The sequence below is a fragment of the Streptomyces sp. NBC_00390 genome (assembly GCF_036057275.1).
Taxonomy (GTDB): Bacteria; Actinomycetota; Actinomycetes; order Streptomycetales; family Streptomycetaceae; genus Streptomyces.
In genome coordinates, this window is the sequence record NZ_CP107945.1 from 5,795,076 (window position 1) to 5,811,821 (window position 16,746).

16 protein-coding genes and 3 tRNA genes are annotated in these 16,746 nt (G+C 69.7%); 7 read left to right on the forward strand and 12 right to left on the reverse strand.

The window, feature by feature from the left end; translation table 11 throughout:
* Window positions 1-44 precede the first annotated feature (44 nt).
* Together OHS70_RS25460 and OHS70_RS25465 are read right to left on the reverse strand one after the other, a co-directional pair.
* Window positions 45-1,031 carry a nucleotidyl transferase AbiEii/AbiGii toxin family protein gene (locus OHS70_RS25460; RefSeq protein WP_328400881.1) on the reverse strand — a complete coding sequence of 329 codons (987 nt, stop codon included), beginning with the start codon at window positions 1,029-1,031 and terminating at the stop codon, window positions 45-47.
* Window positions 1,028-1,636, reverse strand: a complete 609-nt coding sequence (locus OHS70_RS25465; protein WP_328400883.1) for a hypothetical protein — start codon at window positions 1,634-1,636, stop codon at window positions 1,028-1,030. The genes OHS70_RS25460 and OHS70_RS25465 overlap by 4 nt, the downstream gene beginning before the upstream one ends.
* A gap of 124 nt (window positions 1,637-1,760) precedes the next feature.
* Here OHS70_RS25465 and OHS70_RS25470 point away from each other — a divergent pair, with 124 nt between their 5' ends.
* Window positions 1,761-3,041, forward strand: a complete 1,281-nt coding sequence (locus tag OHS70_RS25470) for an RNA polymerase sigma factor (protein ID WP_328400885.1) — start codon at window positions 1,761-1,763, stop codon at window positions 3,039-3,041.
* 10 nt (window positions 3,042-3,051) lie between these two features.
* Here the strand turns inward: OHS70_RS25470 and OHS70_RS25475 are convergent, their stop codons facing one another.
* The 7 genes from OHS70_RS25475 to OHS70_RS25505 form a co-directional block, all read right to left on the reverse strand.
* Window positions 3,052-3,246, reverse strand: coding sequence for a hypothetical protein (locus OHS70_RS25475; protein ID WP_328400887.1), 195 nt, complete (start codon window positions 3,244-3,246; stop codon window positions 3,052-3,054).
* Window positions 3,247-3,357: 111 nt separating this feature from the next.
* A complete protein-coding gene (locus tag OHS70_RS25480; RefSeq protein WP_328400889.1) occupies window positions 3,358-3,747 on the reverse strand; it encodes a VOC family protein in 390 nt (129 codons plus the stop codon).
* 13 nt (window positions 3,748-3,760) lie between these two features.
* Entirely contained in the window at window positions 3,761-4,033 is a 273-nt protein-coding gene (locus OHS70_RS25485) for an ArsR/SmtB family transcription factor (RefSeq protein WP_328400891.1), read from the reverse strand.
* 77 nt (window positions 4,034-4,110) lie between these two features.
* The gene (locus OHS70_RS25490) at window positions 4,111-6,018 is read right to left on the reverse strand and encodes an ABC transporter ATP-binding protein (protein ID WP_328405897.1); all 1,908 of its coding nucleotides are present in this window, start codon (window positions 6,016-6,018) and stop codon (window positions 4,111-4,113) included.
* A 20-nt stretch (window positions 6,019-6,038) separates the two neighbouring features.
* On the reverse strand, window positions 6,039-7,772 hold the full coding sequence (locus OHS70_RS25495) for an ABC transporter ATP-binding protein (protein ID WP_328400893.1): 1,734 nt from the start codon (window positions 7,770-7,772) through the stop codon (window positions 6,039-6,041).
* A gap of 125 nt (window positions 7,773-7,897) precedes the next feature.
* Window positions 7,898-9,343, reverse strand: coding sequence for an FGGY family carbohydrate kinase (locus tag OHS70_RS25500; RefSeq protein WP_328400895.1), 1,446 nt, complete (start codon window positions 9,341-9,343; stop codon window positions 7,898-7,900).
* A gap of 35 nt (window positions 9,344-9,378) precedes the next feature.
* The gene (locus OHS70_RS25505) at window positions 9,379-9,678 is read right to left on the reverse strand and encodes a YtxH domain-containing protein (RefSeq protein WP_328400896.1); all 300 of its coding nucleotides are present in this window, start codon (window positions 9,676-9,678) and stop codon (window positions 9,379-9,381) included.
* A gap of 173 nt (window positions 9,679-9,851) precedes the next feature.
* Between OHS70_RS25505 and OHS70_RS25510 the strand changes: the two genes are divergently transcribed.
* The 3 genes from OHS70_RS25510 (at window position 9,852) to OHS70_RS25520 (ending at window position 10,250) form a co-directional block, all read left to right on the forward strand.
* Window positions 9,852-9,924, forward strand: a tRNA-Asn gene (locus tag OHS70_RS25510).
* A 5-nt stretch (window positions 9,925-9,929) separates the two neighbouring features.
* Window positions 9,930-10,002 (forward strand) — tRNA-Asn (locus tag OHS70_RS25515).
* A gap of 174 nt (window positions 10,003-10,176) precedes the next feature.
* Window positions 10,177-10,250, forward strand: a tRNA-Ile gene (locus OHS70_RS25520).
* Window positions 10,251-11,331: 1,081 nt separating this feature from the next.
* On the opposite strand, the gene OHS70_RS25525 is transcribed toward OHS70_RS25520, so the two are convergent.
* The gene (locus tag OHS70_RS25525) at window positions 11,332-12,012 is read right to left on the reverse strand and encodes a TetR/AcrR family transcriptional regulator (protein WP_328400898.1); all 681 of its coding nucleotides are present in this window, start codon (window positions 12,010-12,012) and stop codon (window positions 11,332-11,334) included.
* 111 nt (window positions 12,013-12,123) lie between these two features.
* Here OHS70_RS25525 and OHS70_RS25530 point away from each other — a divergent pair, with 111 nt between their 5' ends.
* Together OHS70_RS25530 and OHS70_RS39125 are read left to right on the forward strand one after the other, a co-directional pair.
* Window positions 12,124-12,612, forward strand: coding sequence for an ATP-binding protein (locus OHS70_RS25530; protein WP_328400900.1), 489 nt, complete (start codon window positions 12,124-12,126; stop codon window positions 12,610-12,612).
* A 175-nt stretch (window positions 12,613-12,787) separates the two neighbouring features.
* Window positions 12,788-13,006 (forward strand): DUF7507 domain-containing protein, encoded by a 219-nt coding sequence (locus OHS70_RS39125; protein ID WP_443062760.1) that lies wholly within the window; start codon window positions 12,788-12,790, stop codon window positions 13,004-13,006.
* On the opposite strand, the gene OHS70_RS25535 is transcribed toward OHS70_RS39125, so the two are convergent.
* The gene (locus tag OHS70_RS25535) at window positions 12,987-13,406 is read right to left on the reverse strand and encodes a VOC family protein (RefSeq protein ID WP_328400902.1); all 420 of its coding nucleotides are present in this window, start codon (window positions 13,404-13,406) and stop codon (window positions 12,987-12,989) included. The two genes, OHS70_RS39125 and OHS70_RS25535, sit on opposite strands and share 20 nt — an antisense overlap.
* A gap of 697 nt (window positions 13,407-14,103) precedes the next feature.
* Between OHS70_RS25535 and OHS70_RS25540 the strand changes: the two genes are divergently transcribed.
* Window positions 14,104-15,864, forward strand: a complete 1,761-nt coding sequence (locus OHS70_RS25540) for a ricin-type beta-trefoil lectin domain protein (protein WP_328400904.1) — start codon at window positions 14,104-14,106, stop codon at window positions 15,862-15,864.
* Between the two features lie 74 nt (window positions 15,865-15,938).
* Here the strand turns inward: OHS70_RS25540 and OHS70_RS25545 are convergent, their stop codons facing one another.
* Complete coding sequence (locus OHS70_RS25545) at window positions 15,939-16,727, reverse strand: VOC family protein (RefSeq protein WP_328400906.1); 789 nt, start codon at window positions 16,725-16,727, stop codon at window positions 15,939-15,941.
* Between the last annotated feature and the right edge of the window lie 19 nt (window positions 16,728-16,746).

The window sequence follows — 16,746 nt, forward strand, 5'->3', positions numbered from 1 at the left end:
CGAAGCGCCGTCCTCGGGCAGGGCGCCGCCGGATCACCGGCGCGTCAGCCGGTGAACGTGGGCGCGAGCGCGGTCAGCAGCCGCTGCACGAACGCCTGCTCGTCGTCCGCGAACTGCGGGTACTCCGCGACGAAGTGGTTCCACTCCACATAGCCGAGAGCCTCTTCGACGTCCTCGAAGAGGATCTCCTCCCGGTCGGGGTGCGGCCACTCGCCGGACAGCCGGAAGACGTCGCGCAACAGTGGGTACGGCAGCGGATGGCGCTCGGCCAGCAGTACGGCGTCGTACAGGTCCTTGCCCTGCGCGTAGCAGTCGTTGATCAGCCACATCAGCTTCCAGGCCAGCGACAGTTCGGGGGTGGCCGCCCACACGGTCGTGACGGCGGACAGCTCCACCGGTTCGGGCTGAGCGGGCAGCTTCTCGTTGAAGACGAAGTCGAGCTGCACATGCCCGCCGGGAAGGCCCGGGGCGGACCACGGCAGCACCATCCGGCGGCCCGGTACGCGTTCGTACGTCCAGATGTCCTCGACCACGGCGCCCTGCGCGGAGATCCGCACCTGAGTGCCGGATCCACGCGCCATGCGCTCCGCAGCAGCGGCGATGCCGTCCAGCAGTTCGCCGGTGCGCGCATCGTCGATGTGCCAGGCCGACGGGACGACGACGAAGTCCAGGTCGCCCGGCTCCCGGGCCGCCCCGCCGAACCACGCCGAGAGAAGCACGCTGCCGCGCAGCACCAGCGACTCGGCCCACTCGGATCCGGCGATCCCGGCGAGCACGACGTCCAGCGCCTCGCGCCGGGCCGCCCGCCAGGCCACTCCCTTGGCCGGATCGTCGAACCGGGGGTCCGCGGCCCGGTAGGCATTGGCGTACTGCTTGAGCGCCGGCTCGAAGACAGGGCGCTGCACCAGGTCGTCCCCGGTCACGGGCCTTAGCGTGCGCGGCAGGTGGCGCCTGGCGCGCGTCGCCTCGTCCAGCGGAGCCTGAGGCACCCTCTCGCTGGTCCAGCCGAATGTCTCCCACGGCCCGCTCATGCTCCCGCCCCCTTGTCGATCCACCCGTCGTCCACCGACAGATCACTGTCGTACAGCACGAACTCCCGTTCCTGGGAACGGATTTCGTACCCCGCCGCCGCGAGCTCCGCCACCATCGCATCGCACGCCCGGCCGGCCTCCTCGGCCGAACCCCCGTGGCAGCGCTGCGTCACAAAGCGCTCGTGGCGCCCGACCGCAGTCACCCGCCGGGCGTTCCACGACAGGTGCGCCCCGTGCCGTACCGCGAGCGCGGTCAGCGTCTCCCGGTCGAAGTCCTCGTCCAGTTCCAGCTTCACGTGATGCTCGAAGTACCCGTCGGACGAGCCGGCTTCGGGCGACCACGGCGTCGTCTCGATCTTCACCCGCACCGGATCGAAGCCGTCCGCCCGCAGCCGCCCCACCAGCACGTCCGCGGCCGCACGCTGCCCGGCAAGGCCGTTTGTGCCCTTCAGGGTCAGCATCGGCTGCACCGGCATCCGGCCGCGCGCCAGCACGATATGGGTCACTTTCAGTCCCGCGGCACGGGCCCACGTGTCCAGCCGCTGCGCACCGTCGTCGTCGCAGCGCACCGTCACATGGGTCTCGTACTCGTAGTTCTCGCGCACCGGCCGATCCTTCCAGACGTATGTGCGAGCGGGCATCCGAGTAACCGGCCGGTCACGCACGGGTCTCAAAAAGTCACCGCACGCCCCTCGTGGCAGAGATGTGTCGTACTCCACACTGGGGGCGGTGTCCGAGTCCTCGGAGCGCGGCCGGTCCACCCGAAGTGGGCCTGACATCCCCGCGGATCCGCTCATCCTGAACGGGACGGAAAACGGCCAGGCGGCCGCTGCCGTCCCGCTGCCGCACGCCCCCGAACCGGCAGCGATCATTCTGGAGGTCGCCCCCGTGCAGACCCTGACCGAGACCGTACCCGCCACGACCGCCACCGCTTCGGCCTCCGGCACGGCCGAGCAGGTCCCTGCGCAGAGCCGGGCCGCAGCGCACCCCGAAGCGGTGCCCGACGCCGCGGCACCGGCTGCGGAGGCGGAGCCGGGGGATGAGCCCGAGCTGCAGGAGACGCCCGAGCCGCGGGCCGTCGCCCGGTTGGACGGCGGCGGTCCCTCCTCCGACCTCTTCCGCCAGTACCTGCGGGAGATCGGCCGCATTCCGCTGCTCACCGCGGTCGAGGAGGTGGAGCTGGCGCGCCGGGTCGAGGCGGGTCTCTTCGCCGAGGAGCGGCTCGGCAACACCCCCGACCCGGACTCCCAACTCGCCGTCGACCTCGATAAGTTGGTGGTCATGGGCCGGATGGCCAAGCGCCGGCTGATCGAGGCCAACCTCCGGCTCGTCGTCTCGGTGGCCAAACGCTACGTGGGCCGCGGGCTGACGATGCTCGACCTGGTCCAGGAGGGAAACCTCGGTCTGATCAGGGCGGTCGAGAAATTCGACTACGCCCGCGGCTACAAGTTCTCGACGTACGCGACCTGGTGGATCCGCCAGGCCATGTCGCGTGCGCTCGCCGACCAGGCGCGCACCATCCGCGTCCCGGTCCATGTGGTCGAGCTGATCAACAGGGTGGTGCGGGTGCAGCGCCGCATGCTCCAGGAGCGCGGCTACGAACCCACCCCCGAGGAGGTCGCCGCCCACCTCGAACTGCAGCCCGAGAGGGTCAGCGAGGTGCTGCGGCTCGCCCAGGAGCCTGTGTCGCTGCACGCGCCCGTGGGGGAGGAGGACGACGTCGCCCTCGGCGACCTCATCGAGGACGGAGACGCCGCGTCCCCCGTCGAGTCGGCCGCCTTCCTCCTGCTGCGCGAACACCTGGAGGCGGTGCTGTCCACGCTCGGCGAGCGGGAACGCAAGGTCGTGCAGCTCCGCTACGGGCTGGTCGACGGCCGGCCGCGCACGCTCGAGGAGATCGGCAGGCTCTTCGGCGTGACCCGCGAACGGATCCGCCAGATCGAGTCCAAGACCCTCAACAAGCTGCGCGACCACGCCTTCGCCGACCAGCTGCGCGGCTACCTCGACTGAGCGCCGGCGCTCAGCCCTCGTCCTCGGGCGACCCCTGCCGCTTGGCGCGCGCGTCGATTCCGGCACCGACACCGACGCCGAGAGCGAGCCCGAGCGCGATGCCCAGGCCCAGGTTGTCGGTGAGCTGCCCGAGCGAGATCCCCAGCGCCACGCCCAGCGGCAGCCACAGCGCGATGCCGTAGCCGGGCCTGCTCCTGTCCGTCATGTGTTCCCCCTTGTGCGGTGTGGCCATACGCACGGATGTGGTCATGGTCCGTGAAGGCACCATTCTCCTCACCGAGATCACGGCCGTACGAGGGGGGCCGGGCGCGAGCGGTCAGTGCCGGGCGGCGATCTGGATCAGGTTGCCGCATGTGTCGTCGAGGACCGCCAGCGTCACCCCGCCCATCTCCAGCGGCTCCTGGGTGAAGCGCACCCCGAGCGCGCTCAGACGCTCGTACTCCGCCCGGGCGTCGTCGACCGCGAACGACGTGGCCGGGATGCCGTCCTCGACCAGGGCCTTCTTGTAGGGGCCGACGGCCGGGTGGCCGTCCGGCTCCAGCAGCAGCTCGGTGCCGTCGGTGTCCTCCGGCGAGACGACGGTCAGCCAGCGATGCTCGCCGCCGAGCGGGACATCGTGCTTCTTCACGAAGCCGAGCACATCCGTGTAGAAGGCCAGGGCCTTGTCCTGGTCGTCGACGAAGACGCTCGTGATGTTGATCCTCATTGCGCCCTTCCTCTCATGTCCTGGGAGGCCACCGCTCCGCGATGCTCTGCAGCGGGGCGGTGTCGAGGTGGTGGAACTTGAACTTGCCGTCGCGTCTGCTGGTCACGAGTCCGGCCGCCTCCAGCACATCGAGGTGCTGGGACACGGCCTGACGGGACAGGCCGAGCCCGTGCTTCATCGTCAGCCGGGTGCACAGCTCGAACAGCGTCTGGCCGTCGCGGTCGTGCAGCTCGTCGAGGATCGCTCTCCTCGCAGGCGCGGCGAGGGCGTGGAAGATGTCACCCACGCCTCCCGTTATAGGCAAGTGGCCACTTGCTTGTCAAGTGGCCACTTGCCTGTCGCGGCCGCTCCGCCGCCCGGCGGTCAGTCCACCTCCACCACGGCCTGCGCGAACTGCGCCGCGTACAGCCGCGCGTACGCACCCTCGGCCGTCAGCAGCTCCTCGTGCGTGCCCTGCTCGACGATCGACCCGTTCTCCATCACCAGGATCACGTCCGCGTCCCGGACGGTGGAGAGCCGGTGCGCGATCACGAAGCTGGTCCGGCCGTGCGCCAGGCGCGCCATCGCCTTCTGGATCAGCACCTCGGTACGGGTGTCCACCGAGCTCGTGGCCTCGTCCAGCACCAGGATCACCGGATCGGACAGGAACGCGCGCGCAATGGTGATCAGCTGCTTCTCGCCCGCGCTCACGCCCGAGCCCTCGTCGTCGATCACCGTGTCGTACCCGTCCGGAAGGGTCCGGATGAAGCGGTCGGCGTGCGCGGCGCGCGCCGCCTCCTCGATCTCCTCGCGTGTCACCGTCCGGGACGTGCCGTAGGCGATGTTGTCGGCGATGGTCCCGCCGAACAGCCAGGTGTCCTGCAGCACCATCCCGATGCCGGAACGCAGCTCGTCCCGCGACATCGTGGCGACATCCACACCGTCGAGGGTGATCCGGCCGCCGGTCACCTCGTAGAACCGCATCAGCAGGTTGACCAGAGTGGTCTTGCCCGCGCCGGTCGGCCCGACGATCGCCACCGTGTGACCGGGATCGACGGACAGGGACAGATCCTCGATGAGGGGCCTGTCGGGCGTGTAGCGGAACGACACCTTCTCCAGCGACACCGCACCGCGCAGCTCCTCGGGCCGCGCGCCCACTACCGGATCGGGAGCCTGCTCCTCCGCGTCCAGCAGCTCGAATATCCGCTCGGCGGACGCGACGCCCGACTGCACCAGGTTCGCCATCGACGCCACCTGGGTCAGCGGCATCGAGAACTGCCGCGAGTACTGGATGAACGCCTGCACATCACCGATCGACAGCGCGCCCGAGGCCACCCGCAGTCCGCCCACGACGGCCACCAGCACATAGTTGAGGTTGGAGACGAAGAACATCAGCGGCTGCATGACCCCGCTGTTGAACTGGGCCTTGAAACCGGCCTGGTACAGCGCGTCGTTCTGCTCGGCGAAGTCCTTCGCGGACTCCTCCTGCCGTCCGAAGACCTTCACCAGCGCATGACCGGTGTACATCTCCTCGATATGGGCGTTGAGTCTGCCGGTGGACTTCCACTGCTGCACGAAGTGCGGCTGAGAGCGCTTGCCGACCTTGGTCGCCACAAGCACCGACACCGGCACGGTCACCAGGGCGACCAGCGCCAGCAGCGGCGAGATCCAGAACATCATCGCCAGCACGCCCACGATGGTGAGCAGCGAGTTGATCAGCTGCCCCATCGTCTGCTGGAGCGTTTGCGAGATGTTGTCGATGTCGTTGGTGGCCCGGCTCAGCACCTCGCCGCGCTTGGCCCGGTCGAAGTACGACAGCGGCAGCCGCGACAGCTTCGCCTGCACGTCCTCGCGCATCCGGTACACGGTCCGGTTGATCACCCGGATCGACAGCCGGGTCGACACCAGCATCAGCAGCCCGGCCGCCACGTAGATCACGAGTGCCACCAGCAGCACATCACCCACGGCCCCGAAGTCGATGCCGTCGCCGGGCGTGAAGTCCACCCCGGTGAGCATGTCGGCGAGGCCGCCCTCGCCCCGTTCGCGCAGGCCCTCGATCGCCTGCTCCTTGCTGGTCCCCTCCTTCATCTCCCGGCCGACGACCCCGGCGAAGACCAGGTCGGTCGCCTGTCCCAGGATCATCGGACCGACCACCGAGAACGCGACACTCAGCACGCCGGCCGCGAGCATCACCCACAGCGTCGCCCGCTCCGGAGCGAGTTGCCGCAGCAGCCGCTTGACCGAGCCCCTGAAGTCCATCGACCGCTCGGCGGGCGAGCCGCCGGCCATCATCCGTGCAGCAGGTCCCCCGCTCATGCGGCCTCAGCCTCCGTCAACTGCGAGAGGACGATCTCCCGGTACGTCTCATTGCCCTGCATCAGCTCGTGATGGTTTCCGGTGCCCACGACCTGCCCCTCGTCCAGGACCACGATCCGGTCCGCGTCACGGATCGTCGACACCCGCTGGGCGACGATCACCACCGTTGCCCGGGACGTCTCGCGGGACAGCGCACCGCGCAGCGCCGCGTCGGTCGCGTAGTCCAGCGCCGAGAAGGAGTCGTCGAAGAGATAGATCTCCGGCTGCTGCACCAGCGTGCGCGCGATGGCGAGCCGCTGACGCTGCCCGCCGGAGACATTGGTGCCGCCCTGCGCGATCGGCGCGTTCAGCCCGCCCTCGAGTTCCCGTACGAAGTCGGCGGCCTGCGCGACCTCGAGCGCCTGCCACAGCTCGTCGTCGCTCGCTCCGGGGTTCCCGTACCGCAGATTCGTGGCCACGGTCCCCGAGAACAGATACGGCTTCTGCGGCACGAGCCCCACCGTCCGCGCCATCAGCGCCGGATCCAGCTCCCGTACGTCCACGCCGTCGACGAGCACTTCGCCGCCCGTCACATCGAACAGCCGCGGCACCAGGCCCAGCAGGGTCGACTTGCCGCTTCCGGTCGACCCGATGATCGCGGTCGTCTCACCCGGCCGCGCCACCAGATCGACACCCCGCAGTACCGACTCCTCGGCACCCGGATAGCGGAAGTCGACGCCGCGCACCTCGAGATGACCGCTGCGGCGCAGCTCCCGCACGGGCGCGCTCGGCGGCACCACGCTCGAATCGGTGCCCAGCACCTCCTGGATCCGCTCGGCACACACCTCGGCGCGCGGCACCATCATGAACATGAACGTGGCCATCATCACGGCCATCACGATCTGCATCAGATACGCAAGGAAAGCGGTCAGCGCGCCGATCTGGATCGCACCGCTGTCGACCCGGTGCGCACCGAACCAGACGACGGCGATCGACGACACGTTCACCACCGTCATCACGGTCGGGAACATCAGCGCCATCAGCCGGCCGGTCGACAGCGACACTTCGGTCAGCTCGCCGTTGGCCCCGCGGAAGCGCTCCTTCTCGTACGTGTCGCGTACGAAGGCGCGGATCACCCGATTGCCGGTGATCTGCTCACGCAGCACCCGGTTCACCGTGTCCAGGCGCTCCTGCATGGCCCGGAACAACGGCCGCATCCGCTTCACGATCAGCGCCACCGCGATACCGAGCACCGGCACGACCGCCAGCAGCACCGCGGACAGCGGCACGTCCTGGCCGAGCGCCATGACGATGCCGCCGACGCACATGATGGGCGCCGAGACCATCAGGGTGAACGCCAGCAGCACCAGCATCTGGACCTGTTGGACGTCATTGGTCGTCCGGGTGATCAGTGAAGGGGCACCGAAGTGCCCCACCTCGCGCGCGGAGAAGCTCTGCACCCGGTCGAAGACGGCGGCCCGGACGTCCCGCCCGAGCGCGGACGCGGTGCGGGCGCTGTAGAAGACGGCCCCGATGTTGCAGACCACCTGGACCACGCTGACGCCGATCATGACGGCGCCCAGGGCCAGGATGTAGCCCGTGTCCCCCTTCACGACACCGTTGTCGATGATGTCGGCGTTGAGGGTCGGCAGATAGAGGGTGGCACTGGTCTGCAGCAGCTGCAGCGCCACAAGGAAGGCGATGGGTTTCTTGTACGGACCGAGGAAGGTCCGCAGCAGTTGTATCAGCACGCGCTGTCTCTCGGGCTCGGCAAGATCGGGGGGTCACCCCATCTTCCGGCACCGGGCAGGGGAAACCTCAAGGGAATTCCTCCAAAGCCCGGTCAAGAACAGCTGAAGGAACCGCCGTCGGCGGCCTAGCCACCGAAGCTGAACGCCCCCGGGTGGATCTGGTCCCGGGTCGCCCCGTACTGCTGGCGCACGGCCCGGCCCACCGCGAGCTCGTCGCCCGGCTCGAAGACCTGCACCGCGGCCCCCTGCCAGGCCGGCGGTGACTGCGGCGACAGCGTCCCCTGCGCGACCCCCAGCGCCCACGCGGCCTGGCGCGCCGCACCGAGGGCCGCATAGTCGGCGGGCTGCGGCACGACGACCTGCGCCGCGAAGATCGCCGGCGCGGCGGCCTGCACGGCGGGCAGCTCGGCGGCCGCACCCAGCAGGAACACCCGGCGCACCTCGACGCCCCGGCTGCGCAGCACGTCCATCGCGTCCGCGAGCGAGCACAGCATGCCCTCGAACGATGCCCGCGCCAGATGCTCCGCCTTCATCGACTCGCGCCGCAGCCCGCTCAGCGTGCCCGCCGTGTGGGGCAGCTGCGGAGTGCGCTCGCCCTCCAGATACGGCAGCAGCACCAGGCCGGACGAGCCCGGCGTCGACTTCATGGCGAGATCCGAGAGCTCCGCGAGGTCCCCCAGGCCGAGCAGCTCGGCGGTGCCGCGCAGAGCCCGTACGGCATTGAGCGTGTGCACCACGGGAAGATGCATCCCGGTCGCGTCGGCGAACGAGGTGATCATCCCGCTGGGGTCGGCCAGCGCCTCGTGGTGCACGGCCATCACCGAACCCGACGCGCCCAGGGACACCACCGCGTCGCCGACGCCGAGCCCGAGCCCGAACGCCGCCGCCATCGTCTCGCCGGTCCCCGCGGAGATCAGCAGCCCCTCGGGCGTGGTGCCCGCGGCCTCGGCCGGACCGAGCACGTCCGGCAGCGCACACGGGTGCCCGAGCGCGAGCTCCACCAGATCGGGACGGTAGGACCCGGTGCCCGCGGACCAGTAGCCGGTCCCCGAGGCGGCGCCGCGGTCGGTGGTCCGCCGGGCGGGCCGGCCCAGCAGCTGCCACACCAGCCAGTCGTGCGGCTGCATCAGCGCAGCGATCCGCTGCGCGGCCTCGGGCTCGGAGCGTGCCAGCCAGCGCAGTTTCGCCACCGGCTGGGCGGCCTGCGGCACGCAGCCGACAGCCTCGGCCCAGGCCTGCCGCCCGCCGAGGCCGTCGATGAGATCGGCTGCCGCGACCTGGGCGCGCTTGTCGTTGCCCAGCAGGGCGGGACGGACCGGCCCGCCCTGTGCATCCAGGGGAACCAGACCGTTCTGCTGCGCGGAGACGCCGATGGCCTGCACGCCCTCGAGCAGCCCGCCTCCCGCGGCCTCGCCGAGGGAGAGGAGCCACACCTGCGGATCGACCTCGGTGGCCTTGGCCTCGACGGGGTGCGGAGCGTACCCCTGGCGCAGCACGGCGCCCGTGTCTGCGTCACAGACGACGATGCGTGTGAACTCGGACGAGCTGTCCAGCCCTGCGACTATCCCCATGTCCAGAATTCTGCCGCACTTCGCCGACGGTCACGTCATGTGTTGGTGGTACCCCAGTCGTCGTCGAGACTGCCGTTCTTGTCGCGCAGTGCCCTCACCCGCTCGGCCACCGAGACGGGCACATGGTCACCGACCTTGTCGCTGACCTTGTGGAACGCCTTGCCGGCCGCATGGCGGCTGTTGTGCGCCGCGGACTCGGCGGCGTTGCGCACCGCGGGGTTCTGGGCGAACTGCCGCGCGGACTTCTTGAGCTGTTCGTACTTCTCGCGCCCGGCCCGCGCGCCGAGCACGAAGCCGAGGGCCAGTCCGGCGACGAACGTGAGCTTGTACCGCATGGCTGCGACCCTTCCGTTGCGTCGGTGCTGCTCGCCTACCCGGCTGGGCCCGTGATCACCCCGGGACATACCGATTGGCGGAGCACCCCCCTGCTTGCGCTAATGTATGTGTCGCAGCGAGCGCACGCCCCCTGGGACGCCCCGGGTAGGTACGTTCGGTGCAAACGCAGCAATCCCCTGTAGCTCAATTGGCAGAGCAGCCGGCTGTTAACCGGCAGGTTACTGGTTCGAGTCCAGTCGGGGGAGCGCGATCCCCTGTAGCTCAATTGGCAGAGCATTCGGCTGTTAACCGGAGGGTTGCTGGTTCGAGTCCAGCCGGGGGAGCAGCTGAGAAAGAGGACCCCTCGAGGGTCCTTTTTCGCGTCTTCCGCACGGCATCCGGGGCGGCGACCAGCGCAGTCTTCATGGTCACGGGTTGCCGACCATCCGAAGCGAGAGATCGTATGACCGGCTATGCTGCGGCAGACGGCGCGCACAAATGTGCGCGACGCGCCGTTAGGGGCGGTAGCTCAGCCGGTTAGAGCAGCGGACTCATAATCCGTCGGCCGTGGGTTCGAGTCCCACCCGCCCCACCGCAGGCCTGTGGTTACGGATCGATCCGACCGGCACCTTTGCCGGTCGGGCGAGTCGTGAAGTTGATCGTGACGGCCCATTCCTACGGCCGTCCTCCTAGTGTGAGGACAATGTGAGGACAGAGGCGTAGCGACACGCGCTCGTCACGCTGTCTCACGGCCGGGCCCGCAACGAGTCAACCCGTATGCAACGAGCCCCTCCGTTCGGGGGCCGCGGACGGTTGCTTGTGCCGCAGCGATCTCGCCCCGGGGCGGCCTCGGCTCGAGCGCGACCGGACCGCAACACCCTTGGCCTTGCTCGGCATGGCCCCTCCGGCGCTCGCCATGTCCCGTGCCGCTCTGCTGCGTGCCGCCGGTGACACCAGGACCGTCGTGATCGCCCTCCGTGGCCGGCGGCCATGTCCTCCTCATCCCGCTCTGCCGGCTCCTCGGCGTCCGCGCCGGGCTCGAACCTCCGGGCCTCTGTCCGGCGTGGACGGCGTTCGCTGTTGTCTACGCCGCGCTGCTGCGGGGTCCCTGCGAACGCCGGTTCTACGACCGCACCGCGGAGGCTCCGACGGTGTCCGCCGGTTCGGCTGACGCTTGGTCACAGTGGTGCAGGCTTCCAAGGCTTGTGCCTGGACACTGATGATCAGAGTGGCAGCAGGCCTCGCGCCACAGGCGGGGTGTCGCCCGGACATCGCCGGGGCGCGGCTGGACCGCCCGGCGGCGACGCCGGAACGGAAGCGCCATGGGAGACCGCTGTCGGGCGCCGCAGGTTGTCGGACCCATCGAGCCCAGGACGGCGTCAGCGGTTCGTCCTCCGCGCGGCCGGGGTGAGCCCGTCCGGCAGGCACAGTCCGGGTGACGGCTGCGACATCGGGTCGCTGCGGTCCCAAATCACCGAGATGCCGGCGCCGTTGCGGACGGCTCCGTACTCGACGTCTCGGTCGGCGCCCGGAGTCGGCTCAACCTTGCCACGACCGAGTGGCGGGCGCGGACCTGCGCCGACCGGCACCAGGCTGTACGGACCAAATGGTTCGGCCGACGCGACAGCACGGGGTGGCAGCGCCGTCCCGGGCTGTCTCCCGACGCCCTTTGCTCACTCGCGTGCGTCGAGAGCATCGGCGAGGTGCGGGTCGATGTTTCTGAGCGCCGCCACGGCGAACTGGGTCGTGAACTCGGCGGCCGATGCCGGACCCAGTGAGTCGGCGACCAGCGTGTACCGCGCGCCCTCGACGACCAGGCCGACGACGAAGGAGGCGCAGAGCTCCGCACTCGTCCCCCAGGTACCACGGCCGTGGCGCTCGGTGAAGTACCGGATCCGGCGCGTGATCTCCCGGTCGGCGGCCGACATGAGCCGTTGCCTGGCCTCGGCCGCCGACCCTGTCGCGTGCGCGCCGAAGAGCAGGCGGAATCTCGCCGGATGGACGTCCGCGTAATCGAAGAACGAGGCCACGCCCGCGCGCACCTGCTGTTCGAGCGGGAGATCGGCCGCTGCCGCGTAGGCCTCGAAGAGCGCGCTCGCCAACGTGTCGGCTGCGAGGTCGGCGCATTTGCCGAACAGGTCCTCCTTGCTGCCGAAGTGCGCGTACAGCGTGGGTTTGGTCGATCTCGCACGTGCGGCGACGACGTCCATGGTCGCCGCGTGGAATCCGGACTCACCGAAGACCGCGGAGGCCGCGTCCAGCATCTCTTCGTCGGTCGGGCGTGCCGCAGACGGGCGGCGACGGCCCGCTGGACGCTGTGGCGCGGGGCCGGCCTTGGGCGGGTGATCAGCCATGTCCATCACTTTACTTCCGGGTAAACCAGGATTACGATTTTACTCCGTAGTAAATGCGGTTGTATCGACTCCCTGACTGGAGAAACCGGCCAGGGCCTTGTGGAGGCTTTCATGCACCACACTCACCTCATACGGCCCGCCGCGACCGCCGCAACGCGCCCCGTCCCTGTCTCGCCCCTGGGCTTCGCCCCCCACCGGGAGCTGACCGTCGCCGGCCCCTGGCGACTTCCGCGGGCTCCGGACGCCTGTGGTCAGGCCCGCAGAGCGGTGTGCAGCACCCTGGCCGACTGGGGCCTGGACCATCTTGCGGACACGGCCGAACTCCTGGTCAGCGAACTGGTCGGCAATGCGCTGCTTCACGCGTACGGTTCCGTCCGCCTCACCGTGGTACGCCGCGAGGTCATCTGTTGCCAAGTCCGCGACGGCAGCCGGGAGCTGCCGCAGCTCCGTTCGGCGCGGACCACCGACGAATTCGGCCGCGGCCTGCATTTGGTCGATCTGATGGCGAGCAAATGGGGCGCCGACCCCACACCCTGGGGCAAGGAGGTCTGGTTCGAACTTCCGGTGGCGCCGGATTCCTCCGGTGGAGGGCGGCACTGAGCGAGGAGCCCTCGCGCGGACCGAGTCGCTTGGTCACATCACCGATTTCCCGTAGGGGAACGTCACCGCTCGATTCCGACCAGGAGGTCCCCAAGAACACGACCGTCCTCTCGGTCGCTTCGGCGAGTACCGTGATGAGCAAGGCCGTTGCTCGTGCCGTGCCGCCGCGTCGTTCCTGACCGCGACGTACACCGTCACCCAGGCCGACCTGAGCACCGGCACGGTGACGAACACGGCCCGCGCGACGGGCACTCCGCCCACCGGACCCGCGGTGACCTCGGCGCCCTCGAGCACGAAGGTGAACACATCGCACGGCGCGGGGGCCGCATCCTTGGATGCGGCCCCCGCGCCGTCGTCGAGGTCTGTGGAGAGGGTCAGCCCTGCTGTTCGCTGATGTTGACCAGCCATGTGATGCCGAACCGGTCGGTGCACATCCCGAACACGTCTCCCCACATCTGCTTCTCCATCGGCACCGTGACCGTGCCGCCCGAGCCGGACAGCTTCTCCCAGTAGCCGCGCAGTTCGGCTGCGTCGTCCCCGCTCAGGCTCACGGCGATGTTGTTGCCGGGCTTGTGCTCCATGCCGGGTGGTGTGTCGGCGCCCATGAGGGTGAAGCCCTTGTCCGTCTCGAGCATGCTGTGCATGACCTTGTCGGCGGCGTCACCGGCCTCCTCCGCCTGGAATTCGCCGAAGGTGCTCACCGTCAGGGTGCCGCCGAAGACTTCCTTGTAGAGCTCCATGGCTTCGCGTGCGTTGCCGTCGAAGCTGATGTACGGGTTGAGCCGAGAAGACACGAGATGATCCTTTCGCGAGGCAGGTCCCTCTTGGCAGGTTAGGCGGTGCGGTACCTGTGCGGCGGGTGACTCCCCGGCGCTCAAGGCGCCGTCCGCCGCCGACGGCGGGCCGGGCTCCGCGGGTGATTTCCACGATCGAGGTCAAGGGCCCCCGCGGCAATGCTTCGTCATTGTTGTACTTACTCAAGTTCCAGAAGTCGGCCGCTGTGCCCGGAAGTGGACTTGACGCGCCGGAATGTGAATGGCGGGCGCCCGGAACTCTTGTTGTCGGGAGGCGAGTTGTGTAAGGGTGAGCTTCCTCACGTCCGAACAAGACTATTTTGATCAACCGTTCGAATTTTCTCCGAAGGCGACCCGACTCCAAAAGAGGGGGCATCGCCCGCGTAGGTATGTACCAACAGGTGCGCGCCTTTCGACCGGCGTCCGCGGCCCCTCGGCCGAGGCTGCCACCCTTGCAACCCCCCACCGCAATGCCATGGATGGAACGACGTCTATGCAGCACGCCCGTACGCCCGGAATCGCACCTTTGGCGCAGTCAAGCCCTGCTCCCGGGATCTCAGACGAAGAGCTCTCCGTCGCGCTGGGGGCCGGCGAAGGCGCCAAGGAGGCCTATCCTGCGGCCACTTTGCTGGCGCGGCACTGGCAACCGGTGTTCGATTACGCATCGATCTGTGCCCCTTCTTCGAATATTGCTTCGATGTTCACCACGGTGGCTTTCGCCCAGCTGATGGAGAATCTCGCGCACACCGGCGCACCGGCCGGTGCGCTGCGGCCGCATCTCCTGGTGGCCACCCGTCATATCGCCAAGGCGTGGGCCAGTGACGAGCGTGTGGCCGCCATGCTGCCCGGACTTCTCATTCCCGAGCTGCCTTCCGAGAATAGGCAGCTCGTCTCCCGCGCTTTCCACGCAATGCCGCTGACCGCCCAGGTGCTGCTGTGGCATGCCGAGGTCGAGGCCGAGGGCATATCCATACCTGCCGGTTTGCTCGGCATCGACCCGCGTCTGGCGAGCGACCAGCTCGAGCATGCGCGCGAACAGTTCCGGCAGGGTTGTCTGCGCGCCCACCGGGAGCTCGCCACCGACCAGCGGTGCCGCCACTTCAACCGGCTGCTCGACGTGTCCCTGCGCCGCGGCGGCGCGCTGATTCCCGATATTCAGCAGCATCTGGCGAACTGCCGGCACTGCCGGTACGCGGCCGATCAGCTCAGGCAGTCCGGAGGCCGGCTCGGTCAGCTGCTCGCCGAGGCGCTCCTCGGCCGGGCCGCCCAGCCGTACCTGGAATCGCGCCCCGGCCGGCGCGGCACACAGGCCCGGGCCAGAGCAGAGGCTCGGCGGCCGGGCCGGCACTCCCGTGGCGGACGGGCCCGCGCGATGCCCCGTCTCGCCGTCCTGGGCAAGCACGTTCCGCTGCCCTTCTCGCCCCGGATGCTGGTGGCCGGAACAGCTCTCGCCGTGGTCGGGCTGCTCGTGCTCAGCCTGGTGGCCAGTGCATGGTCCGACGACGACGATCAGGCCGGCCCGGTCGTGCCCAGCGGAGCGGTCACCGGCCCTTCCCCCACCGCCCCCGCACCCGGCACCGGAACCGGCACGGCCCAGCCGTCCGGCACCGCGCCCCAGCCTTCGACGACCTCCGCCGCCCACCCGGGCGGCCCGCTCACCACACGGCTGCGCAATGCCGAGTCCAACCTCTGCCTCGACATCCCCACCGTCACACCGGAACCCGGCACGGACGTCGCGATGGCGGTCTGCTCGTCGGCCCCCGCCCAGCAGTGGGTGTACGAGAGCGACGGCCGCCTGCGCAGTGCCCTGGCCCCCGAGTTGTGCCTGGACTCCCATGGGCTCGATGGCATCGTTGTCCTCGACACCTGTACGACGACGGCCGCGCCCGATGCCGTGGACGTCCGCTACGACCTGACGATCCAGGGCCAGATGATCCCGCGGTGGAACGACAGACTGGCCGTGATGCCCGCCGCCCCCGAGCCGGACAGCCCGGTGGTCGTCAAGGTGCGGGACGACTCCATCAGCCAGATCTGGGCCACCGACACCATGGGCGCGGGGACCGCGCGGCAGTCGGGCACCGCCACCGCCTCCCCGTACGCCGCCGAGGTCGGCGGTCCGGCGAAGGGTGAGCACTGCGCCGGCGGGACTTGCCCGCGGCAGCCCACGCCGGCGGAAGACGACGCGGCGCCGTCACAGGACGACGGCGCACGCAAAGAGGCGAGGGACAAGAAGGCGGAGAAGGAGTCGGGCCAGGAGGCGGTCGAGGAGGCAGACGAGGAATCGGACGGAGGGCCGGACGAGGAAGCAGAGGAAGCGGCCGAGGACGACGGTCTGCGCCGGGTCGGCGACAGCGGGCAAAGCTCGCAGGGGCCCCGGTCCTTCCGACCGCCCTCGGCCGTCCCCGCCGTGACACCGTCCCGGGCGCAGGCGGCGGCGGACGAGGCGTCCGCCCCTTAGCGCGTGGGCGCCGCGGCGCGCACGGCGAACGGGGCCCGGCCGCCACCGGGCCCCGGATCAGCCGGTCGTGGCGATCACTCGAACTCCGGGTTGTCGCCCTTGGCCGTCTTCGGATCGATGACCGCGAACCCCGCGCCCTGCTGGTCGGACACCGACGCGAAACGCCCGAAGGGGCTGTCCGTCGGCCCGTGGTGCAGCCGGCCGCCCAGCCGCGTGACCGTGGCGACCGCCGCGTCGCAGTCCTCGACGGCGAAGTACACATTGACGAACGGCCGCATGTCGTGCGGGAACTCGGCCGTCATCTTGAGGCGGCCCGCGACCGGCGCGCCTTCGATGTGCCACAGGTGATAGCCGACCGACTCGTCCTTCATCCGCTTCACCTCGAAGGAGAAGACGGCCGGGAAGAAGTGGTCGGCCTTCTCCACGTCCCGCGTGGTGACCTCCGTCCAGCAGTACGCCCCGGGTTCGCCGATCTTCTCGAAGCCCTCGTGGGTGCCGGCCTGCCAGACGCTGAAGTACACACCGCTGGGGTCCTCCGCCGTGACCATCGTGCCGAAGCCGGCGACCGGCATCGGGTCCATCAGCAGCGCCCCGCCGTTGTCGCTGATCCTGCGTGCGGTGGCTGCGATGTCCGACGTGGCGAAGTAGAGGTTCCAGGCGGGCGGTGTGTCCATGCCCGGCATCCGCGGGACGACCGCGGCCACGGCCTTGCCGTCCGACCGCGCCTGCGTGTACCCCCCGAACTCCGCCGAGCCCTCGTCGAAGGTCCAGCCGAGCAGCTCGCCGTAGAAGCTCTTGGCGGCCTCCACGTCGGGGAACATCGCGTCGGCCCAGCAGGGCGTGCCTTCGGGTAGCGCTGCCATGGTGTCCAAGCCTCCTGCT